Genomic DNA, 13,397 nt, shown 5'->3' with positions numbered 1-13,397 from the left:
GCGGCTCGCCTTCTCGGTCGAACCCACCAGGATCACGACTGGGGTGCCCCCGTCGCTGGAGCCACATTAGCCAGCACCGCCCCGCAAGCAACCGAATGAAGGCGCAAAACGGGCAGCAGCGGGGGCTTTTCAGGGGCATGTTGCACAAACGCAACGTTCACAGCCGACTTCTTTACTTTTCGTTAAGACTTCGGTCCAGGCCTTCATAAATCCTTAAGGAAAAAGGCTTTTGGCGCCTTCTCAAAGTCTCGTGATCACCGGAAAGGTCCTGTTTAACTGGCCGGGTGCAGGGCAGCCCTGTGAATAACAGCATCACGTCGGCGGCCACGGCTTCGTCGAAATTCCAAAAAGAAAAGAGGCCGGAGCGGGTCCGGCCTCCTTCGAATCGCGATCGACGTGAGGGTTAGGCGACCTTCGGGCCTATCACCCCTCGGCGAATCTGATCCTCCTCAATGGATTCGAAGAGAGCCTTGAAGTTGCCCTCGCCGAATCCGTCATCGCCCTTGCGCTGGATGTACTCGAAGAAGATCGGCCCGATGGCTGTCTTGCCGAAGCGCTGGAGGAGCACCTTCGTGAAGCCGCCTTCGACCACGCCCTCCCCGTCGATGAGGATGCCGTTCTTCCTGAGTCGGTCGAGCGGCTCTTCATGCTTGGGCAGGCGCTTGTCGATGCGCGAGTAGTAGATCTCGTTCGGCGCCGGCATGAACTCGAGACCGGCATCGATGAGCGACTCGATGGATTCGTAGAGGTCGTGCGAGCCCAGAGCCACATGCTGGATGCCCTCTCCCTTGTACTCCTGCAGATATTCCTCGATCTGCCCGGTCTCACCCGCATCCTCGTTGATCGGGATGCGGATCTTGCCGTCCGGGCTCGTCATGGCGCGGGAGTGAAGCCCCGTCAGCTTGCCCTCGATATCGAAGTAGCGAATCTGGCGGAAGTTGAAGAGGCGCTCGTAGAAGCCGGCCCATTCGTTCAGCCGTCCGCGATAGACGTTGTGGGTCAGGTGGTCGATGTAATAGAGACCGACGCCCTTCGGCTTTGGGTCCGGCTCGCCGAGCCACTCAAAGTCGACATCGTAGATCGAGCCCTTGGCGCCGTAGCGATCGACGAAATAGATCTGCAGGCCACCGATGCCTTCAATCGCAGGAATCTCAAGTTCATTGGGTCCGACTTGCGTCTGCACAGGCTTGGCCCCCATTGAGAGCGCACGCTCATAGGCATATTTCGCATCGGCGACGCGGAAGGCCATGGCCGGAGCGGACGGGCCGTGCTGGGCGGCAAACCGCTCGGCGAAGGAGCCGGGCTGCGCATTGACGATGAAGTTGATGTCGCCTTGCCGGTAGAGCAACACGTTTTTCGAACGGTGCTTTGCGACAACGCTGAAACCCATGGTCTTGAAGAGCCGATCGAGGGCCTGCGGATCGGGGTGGCAGTATTCCACGAACTCGAAGCCATCCGTCCCCATCGGGTTCTCTTCGGAAATGGCGGCCGGGGGCGCATCGTGCGGGAACGGTCCCATGGTCTTCCCCTGTCATGCCTCCCATGAGAGGCCTTTGCATGTGAAAACAACGCATTCGCCCTGGGGCGAATGCAGTTCCTCGTCAGGCCGCGTCCGGCTGGTTGGCCGGCGCGGCGTTGTGGAAAGCCGGGAGCTCGGCGCAGGCTGCATCCACCGCGACGATCTTTGGGTATGCATCGAGCGGGACATTGAAGCGCCGCGCATTGAAGACCTGCGGCACGAGATAGATATCGGCCATCGTGACCCTGGCTCCAAAGGCGTAGGGCCCCGGCCCAAGCATGGTCTCGATGGTGTCGAATCCTTCACGCACCCAATGGGCATACCATTCGTCCGCAGCCGCCTGATCGTGCCCGAGACGATTCTTGAGGTAACCAATCGTTCCGGAGTTGTTGAGCGGATGGATATCGCAGGCGATCAGGCTGGCGATGGCCCGGACCTTCGCTCGGTTGACCGCACCCATCGGCAGCAGCGGCGGCTCCGGATGTGCCTCGTCCAGATATTCGAGAATGGCCGGCGACTGGATCAGTGTAGACTCGCCGATGTCGAGCGAAGGCACGCGCATTTGGGGGTTGAGCGTCTTATAACCCGCCTCGCGCTGCTCCCCTTTCAGCAGGTTCACCGGCACGGACTCGTAGGTGAGGCCCTTGAGGTTAAGGGCGATCCTCACCCGGTAAGCCGCAGACGACCGGAAATAGGTGTAGAGTTTCACGCCTCTTCCCCCTCTGCGTCCTGCGGCGCCAGCAATCGAGCCTGCCGGGTGAGCTTGTCGATTAAGGTGGAGAGCGTCTTCTGCTCCTGAGCGGTCAGCACCGACAGGAGGCGCTCGCCGACGGCGAGAGCTTCCGGAGCCACCGCCTCGTAGATCGCACGTCCCTCCGGCGTCAGGGCGAGCCATTCCTCGCGGCGGTCGTCCAGGTTCGGGCGCCGCCTGACGAGGCCGCGCTTCTCAAGCGCCGCAACTGCCCGTGAGACCGTGGATTTGTGCATGACGCCGTCAGGAGCCATGTCTCTGGCCGTTCGGCATTCATACTGCCCGAGTGTGACGATCACCCGCCATGCGGGGATCGAAAGACCGAACCGCTCGGCATAGATCTGGGCGAGCGCGCTCGACGTCAGCCCGGCCAGCACATTGAGCCGGTAGGGCAGAAACTCCTCCAGAACCACCAGGGGCTCGGAAACCGGCTTCCTCGCTGCAGATCCGCTCGCCATCGCCATTCCGTTCGTTGCTTCTGCAACCATTAACAGGATTTGTTGCACAAGCAACTAGATTTTCCTGACGGAACGTCAAGGCAGCCCCGTTCGAATTAAGTAGGAAAGAGCTAGGGCTCGAAGCTCAGCCCATCGCCTACGCTTTCGAGGGTTGGAGCCGGCCTCTCCGGGAGCGTTTGCCAACGAACCCTGTCGGCGTCGCGACTGATGTGACCGGTCGTCCTTTTCGCTCTGCGTGTCAGGTAGTTGATACTGAGAGACGCCGTGTCGCCACTCCCCCGGTGAGTTGTAGATCGGTCGTAACCGATCAGCTCGAAGCGGCCAGATCTGTGCCGGAAGGTATAGGTCGTGATGAAAGTCTCCCATCCTCCCGCGCTCATCCACCAATTCAGGCGCACCTGAAAGCTGCCGCGCGCGATGGCAATTCCGCTCTCCTTGTCGAAAGGATCATCGGCAGCAGGCTCTGTTCGGCGTGGAATGAGGGTATGGTTTTCGAGTTGCAGACTGAACTTGCCTGAAAGCCCATCACGAAAGGCGATGGCCAGAATGCGTGGATTGGTGTCGAACGGCTTTTCGCCAAACCCTTCGAAATTCTCGATGACATTTGCAGGGTTGTTCTGGCGCAGGACGAGGATCAGATCAGCATTTCCATCCTGGTTGAGATCGCCGGACGCTTGCACCTCGAGCATCCACCCCGATGGCACGAAGCCTTCAGCCGTCTCTGCCTGCCGCGGCAGGCTCGGGTAAGTGACCTCGGGAAGGGTGAGGTCCTGTGCCGCTGCGACGGTGCAAAAGAGAGTCGCAGCGGCAGAAGTCATGCAAGAGAGCATAGCTGTCAGGCAGGAGGCGAGCCTTGCCTGACGGCGCATTATGTTACACCCGGCCGCGGGTGCGGATCATGAAGGTGTCGAAGGCGTATTCGTTGAGCTGCCACCAGGGCAGGACATCGCTGCGGTAGGCCACCATCGAATCGTAGACCTTCTTGAAGCTCGCGTCCTTGGCGGACAGCTCCCCATACAGCTCGTTCGCTGCCTTGAGCGACGCCTCCATGATGGCTGGCGAGAAGGTGCGCAGCTCCGCGCCCGCGCCGACCATGCGGCGCAGCGCCTGGCCATTCACCGCATCGTACTTCGCCAGCATCCAGTTGTTCGCCGCCTCGCAGGCATTGGACATGATGGCCTGATAGTGCTTAGGCAATTCATTGAACTTCTGCTGGTTGACCACGAGATGCAGCATGGCGCCGCCCTCCCACCAGCCCGGGGCGTAGTAGTATTTGGCCACTTTCAGGAAGCCGAGCTTCTCGTCGTCATAGGGGCCCACGAATTCGGCGGCGTCGAGGGTTCCGCGCTCAAGCGCCGGATAGACGTCGCCCGGAGCGACCTGCTGCGGCACCACGCCGAGCTTGGCGAGCACCATGCCGCCGAGGCCGCCGATGCGGAACTTGAGGCCGTTCAGATCTTCGACGGTGTTGATCTCCTTGCGGAAGAACCCGCCCATCTGCGTGCCGGAGTTGCCGCAGACCAGGGAGGTGCAGTTATACTTCGCCAGGATCTCGTTGATGATCTCCTTGCCGCCGGCGAAGTGCCACCAGGAATGGAGCTGGCGCGCATTGAGGCTGAAGGGCAGGCCGGTGCCCATGCCGAGCGCCGGCTCCTTGCCGACCCAGTAATAGGTCGGGGTATGAGCGCATTCCACCGAGCCATTCTGCACCGCGTCCATCGCCTGCAGGCCGCCGACGATCTCGCCCGGCGCGAAGACCTGGATCTGGAACTTGCCGTCGGTCGCATCCGCCATGTACTTGGCGAAGGTCTGAGCGGTGCCGAAGATCGTGTCGAGGGACTTCGGGAAGCTTGAGGTCAGGCGCCAGCGGATTTCCGGCTGCGTCTGGGCGATCGCGGGAGCCGCCACCGTGCCGGCCGCCGCGGCGAGACCGGCGCCTTTCAGAAAGTTTCTTCTCTTCATCGTCGTCATTGGCGTTTCCCCGGAAAGTAATTCGTTGCAAGCTGAGTGGACCATAACAACCCGGTCGGTGGCAATGAAGCTCTCCTCCCTGAATCAAGGCCGTGATGGCCGCCTCGTCGTCGTCTCGAAGGACCTGACCCGCGCGACAGATGCATTTTTCATTGTTCCGACGCTCCAGCAAGCCCTGGACGATTGGGAAAAAGTCGAGCCCCGGCTGCGCGATCTGGCCGAGCAGCTCGAGCACGGCTCGGTTCCCGCCTTCCGCTTCCACGAGCACGACTGCGCCTCGCCCCTGCCCCGCGCCTATCAGTGGGCCGACGGCTCGGCCTATGTGAACCACGTGGAACTCGTGCGCAAAGCCCGCGGGGCGGAGATGCCCGCCTCCTTCTGGACCGACCCGCTCATGTACCAGGGCGGCTCCGACTCGTTTCTCGGCCCGCGGGATCCGATCCCGGCGGTCGATGAGGCACACGGCATCGACTTCGAGGCCGAGGTGGCGGTGATCACCGGCGATGTGCCCTTGGGCGCCACTCGGGAAGAGGCCGCGGCTGCCATCAAGCTGGTGGTTCTCGTGAACGACGTGTCCCTGCGCAATCTGATCCCGGGCGAACTCGCCAAGGGCTTCGGCTTCTTCCAGGCCAAGCCCTCCTCCACCCTCTCGCCGGTGGCGGTCACACCAGACGAGCTGGGGGAAGCCTGGGATGGCGGCAAGCTGCACCTGCCCCTGCTCTCCACCCTCAACGGCAAGCCGTTCGGCCGGCCCAATGCGGGCGTGGACATGACCTTCGACTTCCCGACCCTGATCGCGCATGCAGCCAAGACCCGGCCGCTGGGAGCCGGCACGGTCATCGGCTCGGGCACCGTCTCCAACAAGGACGAGGGCGGCGGACCGGGCAAGCCTGTCGAACAGGGCGGCCTGGGCTATTCCTGCCTGGCGGAGCTGCGTACGGTGGAGACGCTGGTGCAGGGTGAGGCCCGCACACCATTCATGCGCTTCGGCGACACGATCCGCATCGAGATGAAGGACGAGGCCGGCCACTCGATCTTCGGGGCCATCGAGCAGGAGGTCCAGGCCTACCGCAAGGAGGCGTGATGCTGCGCCTGGACCATGTCCAGCTGGCGATTCCCGAAGGCGGGGAGAACCTGTGCAGGCCGTTCTATGCCGGCCTGCTCGGCATGAGGGAGATGCCCAAGCCCCCCTCCTCGCCAAGCGCGGCGGCCTCTGGCTGGAGAGCGGCGAGGTGCGGATCCATCTCGGGGTCGAGGCGGATTTCCGCCCTGCCCGCAAGGCTCACCCGGCCATTGCGGTGGCCGATCTCGACGCCCTGGCGCGGCTCCTGTCCGGGGCCGGCCATGATCCCGCCTGGGACGATGCCATTCCGGATGTCCGGCGCTTCTACGTTCAGGATCCCGTCGGCAACCGGATCGAGTTCATGCAGGGCTGACGCCTCACATGAAAAAGGCCGCCGGGAACCCGGCGGCCTTTTCCCCTAAGCATCGAAACCTTACATGCCGCGGCCACCGCCAGCGATGCCCTGCGCATGCTGCAGGTGCATCTGCAGGTTCGGCAGGGTTTGGCGGGCAAAGGCGGCGAGCGGCGGAACATCGCCGTTGGACGCGTAGGACGAGAACAGGGCCACGGATTCCTGATGGGCCATGACCTGAGCGCCCATATAAGCCGAGTCGAAATCGGAGGCGGTTTGGAGCGAGGCCACCATCTGCTGGTGACGTGGGATCATCGCAGGAGGCGGCATCGGCAGGCCCGAGCGGCGCACGACCGCTGCCATGCGGCGAGTCGCAAGATTGTGGTCGCGGATCATCTGCCGGGCGAAGCGGCGAACCTCGGGATTCCGGGCGCGGTCCAGGGCGAGCCGGCTCGACTCGATCTCCAGGAGATTGGAGGAAACAGCGGTGGGAACGAACACGGCCGCGGTGGTGACGGCCATCGGGGGTGGAGCCGACGCCATGGGCGTCATGCAGCCGGCAACGCCGAGTGCCATGGCACCGGCGACAAGAGCGATCTTGAGGTTCATCGCGGGAGTTCCCTTCCTGCGCCCGGTCCGAACGGCCGAGCTAACGGCTCTCCAACTAGGGAACACGCCTCAAGTTCCGCCCCGGCTGCCTGAATTCCTAACCAATCGGTGAACGCCGCCGTGCGGAACTCTTGGAAATGACCTGCCTTTTCCTGATGCACATCCTTAAGCACAGGGAGAATACACATGAATCTCGGCAGCATCCTCGATGGCCTAATGCGCAGCCAGGGCTCGCTCGGTGGGCGGCGGCCGCAGCAGGGCGGCTTTGGCGGAATGCTCGGCGGCTCCGGCGGCCTGGGCTCCCAGATCCCCGGCGGCATGGGCGGCTTGGCCGCGGGAAGCCTTCTGTCCCTGATCCTGGGCTCCCGCGGCGGGCGCTCCGCCGGCGGTTCCCTGATGAAGGCCGGCGGCCTTGCCGTTCTCGCGAGCGTGGCCTTCAAGGCCTATCAGGACTGGCAGGCCAACCAGGCGCCGGGCGCCGGCCGGCCCGGAAGCGTACCCGCGCAGCCGCCCGCCGGCAGCGGCTTTCACCTTGAGGAGGAGAAGGACAAGAACGGCCATGAGATGGGTCTCGCCCTCGTGCAGGCCATGATCTCGGCGGCGAAGTCCGACGGACATCTCGACGGCGAGGAAAGCGCCCGCATCCAAGAGCAGATCCAGCAGCTCGGCCTCGGCAACGAGGAGAAGGGCTTCCTGCTTGACATGATGGCCAAGCCCGCCGATGCCGCCGCCATTGCGCGCCTGCCCAAGACCAAGGAGCAGGCCGCCGAGCTCTACGTGGCCTCCCGGGTCGCCATCGGCGATGCGGACACCCCGGAGGAGAAGGCCTATCTCGACCGTCTCGTGGCGCTCCTGGATCTTCCGCCCGACCTGGTCACCCATCTCGATGCGCAGATCGGCGCCGTCCGCCAAACCGTCGCCACCGGCACGGGCGTCTGATCCGATCCAGGAGGCTCCATGGAAATCCCGTGGAGCCTCGTTTCTCTCGAAACTCCACGGAGTGCTTCATGAGCGACCACGTCTACAAGATCGTCGAACTCGTCGGCTCGTCGGAGACCAGCATCGAGGATGCCATTCAGACCGCGATCCGGCGGGCGAACGCGACGTTGAGAAATTTGCGCTGGTTCGAGGTCATCCAGACCCGCGGCCATGTGGAGGACGGCGAGGTGCGCCATTACCAGGTCGTGCTGAAGGCCGGGTTCACGCTGGATGAAGGCTGAAGGGCTTCAGCCTTCCAACTCCTCCCGAAGCATCTCAAGCTCCAGCCATCGCTCCTCCGCCGCGTGTAGTTCCGTCTGCAATTGCGTAAGCGCATCCATGGCTTTCTGGAAGCGCGCCGGGTCGCGTGCGTAAAGCTCCGGATCGGCGAGGATCTGCTGCACCTTGTCGATTTTCGCAGTCAGCTCCTCCATGCGCTTCGGCAGCGTCTTGAGGTCGTGCTGCTCGTTGAAGGAGAGCTTGCGCTTGTTCTGCGCCGGAGTCGCGGCCGTCGGCTTATCGGCGCTCTTCGGCTTAGTTTCCTTCTCGACCACTCGCGCCTGCACGCCGCGTCCGCGCTGGGACACCATGTCGGTGTAGCCGCCCGCATATTCGAGCCAGCGCCCCTCGCCTTCCGACACGAGGACGGAGCTCACCGTACGGTCGAGGAAGTCGCGGTCGTGGCTGACGAGAATGACCGTGCCGGAATAATCCTGGATCATCTCTTCGAGCAGGTCGAGGGTCTCGAGATCGAGGTCGTTGGTGGGCTCGTCGAGCACGAGCAGGTTCGAGGGCTGCGCGAGGGCGCGGGCCAGCATGAGGCGGTTGCGCTCACCGCCGGAGAGGACGCCCACGGGGGTGCGGGCCTGCTCGGGCGAGAACAGGAAGTCCTTCATGTAGCCTATCACATGCTTGGTCTGGCCGCCGATGGTGACCGTGTCGCCGCGTCCACCGGTGAGCGTCTCGGCCACGGTCGCGGTGGGATCGAGGCTTGCCCGACGCTGGTCGAGGGTAACCATCTGCAGGTTGGAGCCGAGGCGCACCCGACCTTCGTCCGGCTCCAGAACGCCCGTGAGCATGTTGATGAGCGTCGTCTTGCCGGCACCGTTCGGCCCGATGATACCGAGCCGATCCCCGCGCAAAACGCGTAACGACAGGTTGGTGACGATGGGCCTCTCATAGGCCTTCGAGATACCCTCCGCCTCAACCACGAGGGTGCCGGACTGTTCGGCCTCGGCGAGGCTGATGTTCACCTTGCCGACGGCGCGGTTGCGGTCGCGGAACTGCTGGCGCATGGCGTGGAGGTTGCCGAGGCGGCGCACGTTGCGCTTGCGCCGGGCGGTCACGCCGTAGCGCAGCCAGTCGGCCTCGGCCACAAGCTTGCGACCGAGCTTGTGGTGCTCGGCCTCCTCCTGCTCCAGCACCTGATCGCGCCATTCCTCGAAATGAGCAAAGCCCCGGTCCATGCGGCGGGTTCTGCCGCGATCGAGCCAGACGGTGGCCTGCGACAGGCTCTCCAGGAAGCGGCGGTCGTGGCTGATGAGAACGAGGGCCGAGCGCAGGCTCTTCAGCTCGCCTTCGAGCCATTCGATGACCGGCAGGTCGAGGTGGTTCGTCGGCTCGTCGAGGAGCAGGATATCCGGCTCGGGCGCCAGCACGTGGGCGAGCGCCGCGCGGCGGGCCTCGCCGCCGGAGAGGTCGGTGGGCTTTTCTTCCCCGGTCAGTCCCAGCTGCTCCAGCAGGTAACGTGCCCGGTACGGATCGTCCCCTGGCCCGAGCCCCGCCTCCACATAGGCGAGCGTCGAGGGATACGCGGTGAGGTCAGGCTCCTGAGCGAGGTAGCGGACGGTCGCACCCGGCTGCACGAAGCGCTTGCCGCGATCGGCTTCGATCTGCCCTGCGGCAATCTTCAACAGGGTGGATTTGCCCGAGCCGTTGCGGCCCACGAGGCAGGCCCGCTCGCCCGGAGAGACGGACAGTTCCGCACTCTCGATAAGGGGCGTGCCGCCGAACGTGAGAGCAATGTCCTGGAGGGTCAGAAGAGGAGGAAGCGCCATTCCTGCTCCCCTGACACCTCTTCGCCGCAGATGCAAGGCCGCTCCGGTCTGTTACGGGGTGGACGGTCTCCGGTCTTTGTGCTCCCCTGCTGAAGTTAAGCTGAGCGTTTGAATGACCCTGACGAAGCGTCTGCTCCTTCTGGCGTTGATTTCGGTTCTGCCGGCCATCGTCATCTGGACTTACACGGAAGTCTCTCTTCGCCGGGCCCGGGAAGCGGAGGTGAACGACCTCGCCATCCGGCAGGCTCAGTTGGTGAGCGCGGAGCTTGAGCGGATCTTCGACGGCGTCCAGGGGCTTCTGCTCGCCATCGACGAGACCCGATCCATTCGCACCTTCGACACGCCGGTCTGCAGCCCCTATCTCAAGGCCGTTCAGGAAAAGGTGCCCTACATCCTGTCCATCGTCGCCATGGACATCAGCGGACACATCCGCTGCCGGCCGACCGGCACCGTCGACACCCGATATTACTATGCGGACAGGCCTTACTTTCACAACGCCCTGGGCCAGAAGGGGTTTGTGGTCGGCGAGTATACGCCAGCCTTCGAGGAAGGCGGGATCGGGCCGCATCCGGTTCTGCCGCTCGCCCTGCCGATCTGGAATGACAGGGGCGACGTGGTCGGTGTGCTGGCCGCAGCTCTCGACCTGAGATGGCTCGGCCAGAAGCTGAAGGAGCGCACCGTGCCGGAGAACGGCTCGGTTACCGTTGCAGACCGAAACGGCATCGTTCTCGTGCAAGAGCCCCAGCCCGAGCGCTTCCTAGGCAGGCTGCTGCCGCCGGAATTTTTGGCGCAGGCCAGGGCCGGAGAAGCCATAACGGCTCAAAGCACGACTCCCGACGGGGTCAGGCGCGTGCTCGCCCACGTGCCGCTGCAGCTCCCACCGAGGGACATCTACGTTAATGTCGGGTTGTCGACAAAAGCCGCCTTCGCGTCCATCAACCAGGCCGCCCGACGCGGCTTCATGCTGATCACGGCAGCGCTCATTCTGGCCCTGTCCCTGTCGGCGCTGCTGAGCCGCGCCTTCATCACCAAACCCTTCGAAATGGTGACGGACGGCATCCAGGCCTGGCGGCGCGGCGATTACAAGGCGCGGATCGCGCTGCCGCGCAAATCCGGTGAGTTCAGCATCCTGGCCAAAGCCTTCAACGACCTCATGGACGATGTGGCCGAGCGCCAGCAGGCGCTTCAGGTCAGCGAGGAACGCGCGCGTCTGGCTCTCGAGGCCGGTCATATGGGAACCTGGTGGTACGATCCCGACAAGAATGCCGGCGGCTGGTCCCCCCAGGCGGCGGCCATAATCGGACTGCCCGAAGCAATGGCGACGATGAACCCGAAGGATTGGCTGGGCATCCTTCACCCCGAGGACGCGGACCGTGTCGTGGAGAAATGGCGAACGGCGGTGAGGAGCCGGGGCGACTACGAAGACGAGTACCGCATCCGGAGATCGAATGGAGACATCCGCTGGATCAACTCGAAGGGCCGTGTCTTCCTCGATACACAGAAGCGGCCGGTCTATTTCGTCGGCATCCTGCACGATATCACCGAGCAGAAGCACGCGGAGGAGCAGCAGCGCTTCTTCCTGAACGAGCTGAACCACCGGGTGAAGAACACCCTGGCGACGGTGCAGTCCATCGCGTCCCAGACCCTGCGCACGACGGAGACGCCGGGGCAGTTCAGGGAAGCGTTCGAAGGCCGGCTCCTGGCCCTGTCGAAAACCCACAATCTCCTGACGCGACAATCCTGGCGCGAGGCCGAGCTGCGCGACGTGGCGGAACAGGAACTGGCCCCCTACCGCAAGGCCGGCGACGAGCGGGTTGTGCTGGACGGGCCGGACGTGAAGCTGCCGGCGCGCTACGCCATCAATCTCGGCCTCGTGCTGCACGAACTGGTGACGAACGCCGCCAAGTACGGAGCGCTTTCCACCAATGCGGGTCATCTGGAAGTGGCATGGTCGGTTGTCGAGAGCGAGGATCGCCCGAAACAGTTGCGCATTCACTGGTCCGAGAGCGGCGGGCCGCCCGTTGCACCGCCCAAGCGCCAGGGCTTCGGCTCGCGCCTCATCCGCCGCAGCATCGAGGGCGAGCTCGGAGGCTATATGGTGCTGAACTTCGCCGAGAGCGGGGTCGCCTACGACATCTCGGTTCCGCTGACCCCGCCGGCTAGCGCAGCAGCATAGACAAAAGGCGGTTCATGCGGCTGCCATAGGGCGCCTTCGTCATGCCGGCGCCGTTGAAGCGCGCCTGACGGAACACCGACCGGGCATGGCTGAAGGTCTTGAACCCCGCCTCGCCGTGATAGGCTCCCATGCCGCTCGGCCCCACGCCGCCGAAGGGCAGCTCCTCCTGCACGCAATGCAGCAGCGTATCGTTGATCGCGACGCCGCCGGATTGCGTCCTGGCCAGAATGCGCTCGGCGGTCGCCTTGTCATGGCTGAACAGGTACAGCGCCAATGGATGCGGACGCGCGCCGATGAAGCGGCAGGCCTGCTCGACATCGTCATAGGGGATGATGGGCAGGACAGGGCCGAAGATCTCCTCCTGCATCGCCTGCGCGTGATCGGGCACATCGGTCAGCACGACGGGCGCGAGTTTGCGCTGGGCCGGGTCCAGGGTCTCGCCGCCCGGATTGATCTCGTGCACCTGTGCGCCGCGCTCTCGCGCATTGTCGATCAGTTGGCGAAGGCGCGCATGATGACGATCGCTGACGATCGCCGTGTAATCGGGATTGGCCGCAAGGGTCGGGTACAGACCTGCGACCGCATCCCGATAGGCCGCGACAAACGTTTCCTGCTTGTCACGCGGCACAAGCACGTAATCGGGCGCGATGCAGGTCTGACCGGCATTGAACAGCTTGCCGACGGCGATCCGCTCCGCCGCCTGCATGACCGGGTAATCCGCCGCGATGAGCGCGGGCGATTTTCCACCCAGCTCCAGCGTCACCGGCACGAGATTGTCGGCCGCCGCCTGCATGACCTGGCGCCCCACCCGGGTCGAGCCGGTGAAGAGCAGATGATCGAACGGGAGATGCGTGAAAGCCCGCGCCACATCGGGTCCGCCCTGCACCACGGCCACTTCGGTCGGGTCGAAAACCTCCGCAATGACATCCTCGAGCAGAGCGGATGTGCGCGGCGTGACCTCCGAGGGCTTGATCATCACCCGGTTGCCCGCTGCCAGCGCTCCCGCGAGCGGCCAGAGCGCGAGCTGGACCGGATAGTTCCACGGGCTCACGATGCCCACGACACCCAACGGCTGATAGAGAACGCGCCCGGTGCCGGGCTGGAACATCCACTGGATGGTGCGGCGGCGCGGCTTCATCCAGCGACGGAAATTCTTGCGCGCATGGCGTAAGGCGGCGATCACCGGGTAAAGGTCGGCGAGCTTCGTCTCATGCGGCGAGCGATGCCCGAAATCGGCCGCGATGGCCTTCGTGAAGCCCTCGGTATGGCGCACAAGCGTCTCGGCGAGCGCTCCGAGCGCCTCGTCGCGCCGCTCAGGCGACAACCCTCCCTGATCCGTCCAGGCGCGTTTCTGGGCGTTGAAACAGGCCTGCAGCCTGTCTTTCGCCGGATTGGGAACGGCATCATGCACGGTTCGAGGGCTCCTCTGAGTCCAGCCATGATATGGCGGAGGAAACATCATT

At 64.2% G+C, this 13,397-nt stretch carries 13 protein-coding genes; 5 read left to right on the top strand and 8 right to left on the bottom strand.

Going from position 1 to position 13,397, the window contains the following annotated elements:
* Positions 1 to 403 precede the first annotated feature (403 nt).
* The 5 genes from hppD to JQC81_RS24610 form a co-directional block, all read right to left on the bottom strand.
* A complete protein-coding gene (gene hppD, locus JQC81_RS24630) occupies positions 404 to 1,519 on the bottom strand; it encodes a 4-hydroxyphenylpyruvate dioxygenase (RefSeq protein WP_203274444.1) in 1,116 nt (371 codons plus the stop codon).
* A gap of 82 nt (positions 1,520 to 1,601) precedes the next feature.
* Entirely contained in the window at positions 1,602 to 2,228 is a 627-nt protein-coding gene (gene maiA / locus JQC81_RS24625; RefSeq protein ID WP_203274443.1) for a maleylacetoacetate isomerase, read from the bottom strand.
* A complete protein-coding gene (locus JQC81_RS24620; RefSeq protein ID WP_203274442.1) occupies positions 2,225 to 2,728 on the bottom strand; it encodes a MarR family winged helix-turn-helix transcriptional regulator in 504 nt (167 codons plus the stop codon). The genes maiA and JQC81_RS24620 overlap by 4 nt, the downstream gene beginning before the upstream one ends.
* Positions 2,729 to 2,838: 110 nt before the next feature.
* Positions 2,839 to 3,546 (bottom strand): hypothetical protein, encoded by a 708-nt coding sequence (locus JQC81_RS24615; RefSeq protein WP_203274441.1) that lies wholly within the window; start codon positions 3,544 to 3,546, stop codon positions 2,839 to 2,841.
* 55 nt (positions 3,547 to 3,601) lie between these two features.
* Entirely contained in the window at positions 3,602 to 4,690 is a 1,089-nt protein-coding gene (locus JQC81_RS24610) for a TRAP transporter substrate-binding protein (protein ID WP_203274446.1), read from the bottom strand.
* A 73-nt stretch (positions 4,691 to 4,763) separates the two neighbouring features.
* Between JQC81_RS24610 and JQC81_RS24605 the strand changes: the two genes are divergently transcribed.
* Positions 4,764 to 5,783, top strand: a complete 1,020-nt coding sequence (locus JQC81_RS24605; RefSeq protein WP_203274440.1) for a fumarylacetoacetate hydrolase family protein — start codon at positions 4,764 to 4,766, stop codon at positions 5,781 to 5,783.
* Positions 5,784 to 5,835: 52 nt separating this feature from the next.
* Positions 5,836 to 6,135, top strand: coding sequence for a VOC family protein (locus JQC81_RS24600; RefSeq protein ID WP_446685729.1), 300 nt, complete (start codon positions 5,836 to 5,838; stop codon positions 6,133 to 6,135).
* Positions 6,136 to 6,195: 60 nt separating this feature from the next.
* Here the strand turns inward: JQC81_RS24600 and JQC81_RS24595 are convergent, their stop codons facing one another.
* Positions 6,196 to 6,723 (bottom strand): DUF4142 domain-containing protein, encoded by a 528-nt coding sequence (locus tag JQC81_RS24595; RefSeq protein WP_203274439.1) that lies wholly within the window; start codon positions 6,721 to 6,723, stop codon positions 6,196 to 6,198.
* A 186-nt stretch (positions 6,724 to 6,909) separates the two neighbouring features.
* Between JQC81_RS24595 and JQC81_RS24590 the strand changes: the two genes are divergently transcribed.
* A complete protein-coding gene (locus JQC81_RS24590) occupies positions 6,910 to 7,662 on the top strand; it encodes a tellurite resistance TerB family protein (RefSeq protein ID WP_203274438.1) in 753 nt (250 codons plus the stop codon).
* Between the two features lie 68 nt (positions 7,663 to 7,730).
* Complete coding sequence (locus JQC81_RS24585; protein ID WP_203274437.1) at positions 7,731 to 7,943, top strand: dodecin; 213 nt, start codon at positions 7,731 to 7,733, stop codon at positions 7,941 to 7,943.
* 6 nt (positions 7,944 to 7,949) lie between these two features.
* Here the strand turns inward: JQC81_RS24585 and JQC81_RS24580 are convergent, their stop codons facing one another.
* Complete coding sequence (locus JQC81_RS24580; protein ID WP_203274436.1) at positions 7,950 to 9,758, bottom strand: ABC-F family ATP-binding cassette domain-containing protein; 1,809 nt, start codon at positions 9,756 to 9,758, stop codon at positions 7,950 to 7,952.
* A gap of 112 nt (positions 9,759 to 9,870) precedes the next feature.
* Here JQC81_RS24580 and JQC81_RS24575 point away from each other — a divergent pair, with 112 nt between their 5' ends.
* Positions 9,871 to 11,934, top strand: coding sequence for a sensor histidine kinase (locus tag JQC81_RS24575; protein ID WP_203274435.1), 2,064 nt, complete (start codon positions 9,871 to 9,873; stop codon positions 11,932 to 11,934).
* Here JQC81_RS24575 and JQC81_RS24570 read toward each other — a convergent pair.
* The gene (locus tag JQC81_RS24570; RefSeq protein WP_203274434.1) at positions 11,918 to 13,345 is read right to left on the bottom strand and encodes a coniferyl aldehyde dehydrogenase; all 1,428 of its coding nucleotides are present in this window, start codon (positions 13,343 to 13,345) and stop codon (positions 11,918 to 11,920) included. The two genes, JQC81_RS24575 and JQC81_RS24570, sit on opposite strands and share 17 nt — an antisense overlap.
* Positions 13,346 to 13,397 lie beyond the last annotated feature (52 nt).

It is taken from the genome of Microvirga arabica, assembly GCF_016811235.1.
Classification (GTDB): domain Bacteria; phylum Pseudomonadota; class Alphaproteobacteria; order Rhizobiales; family Beijerinckiaceae; genus Microvirga; species Microvirga arabica.
The sequence above is the reverse complement of the archived record's forward strand: the minus strand, read 5'-3'. Positions and strand labels throughout refer to the sequence as shown.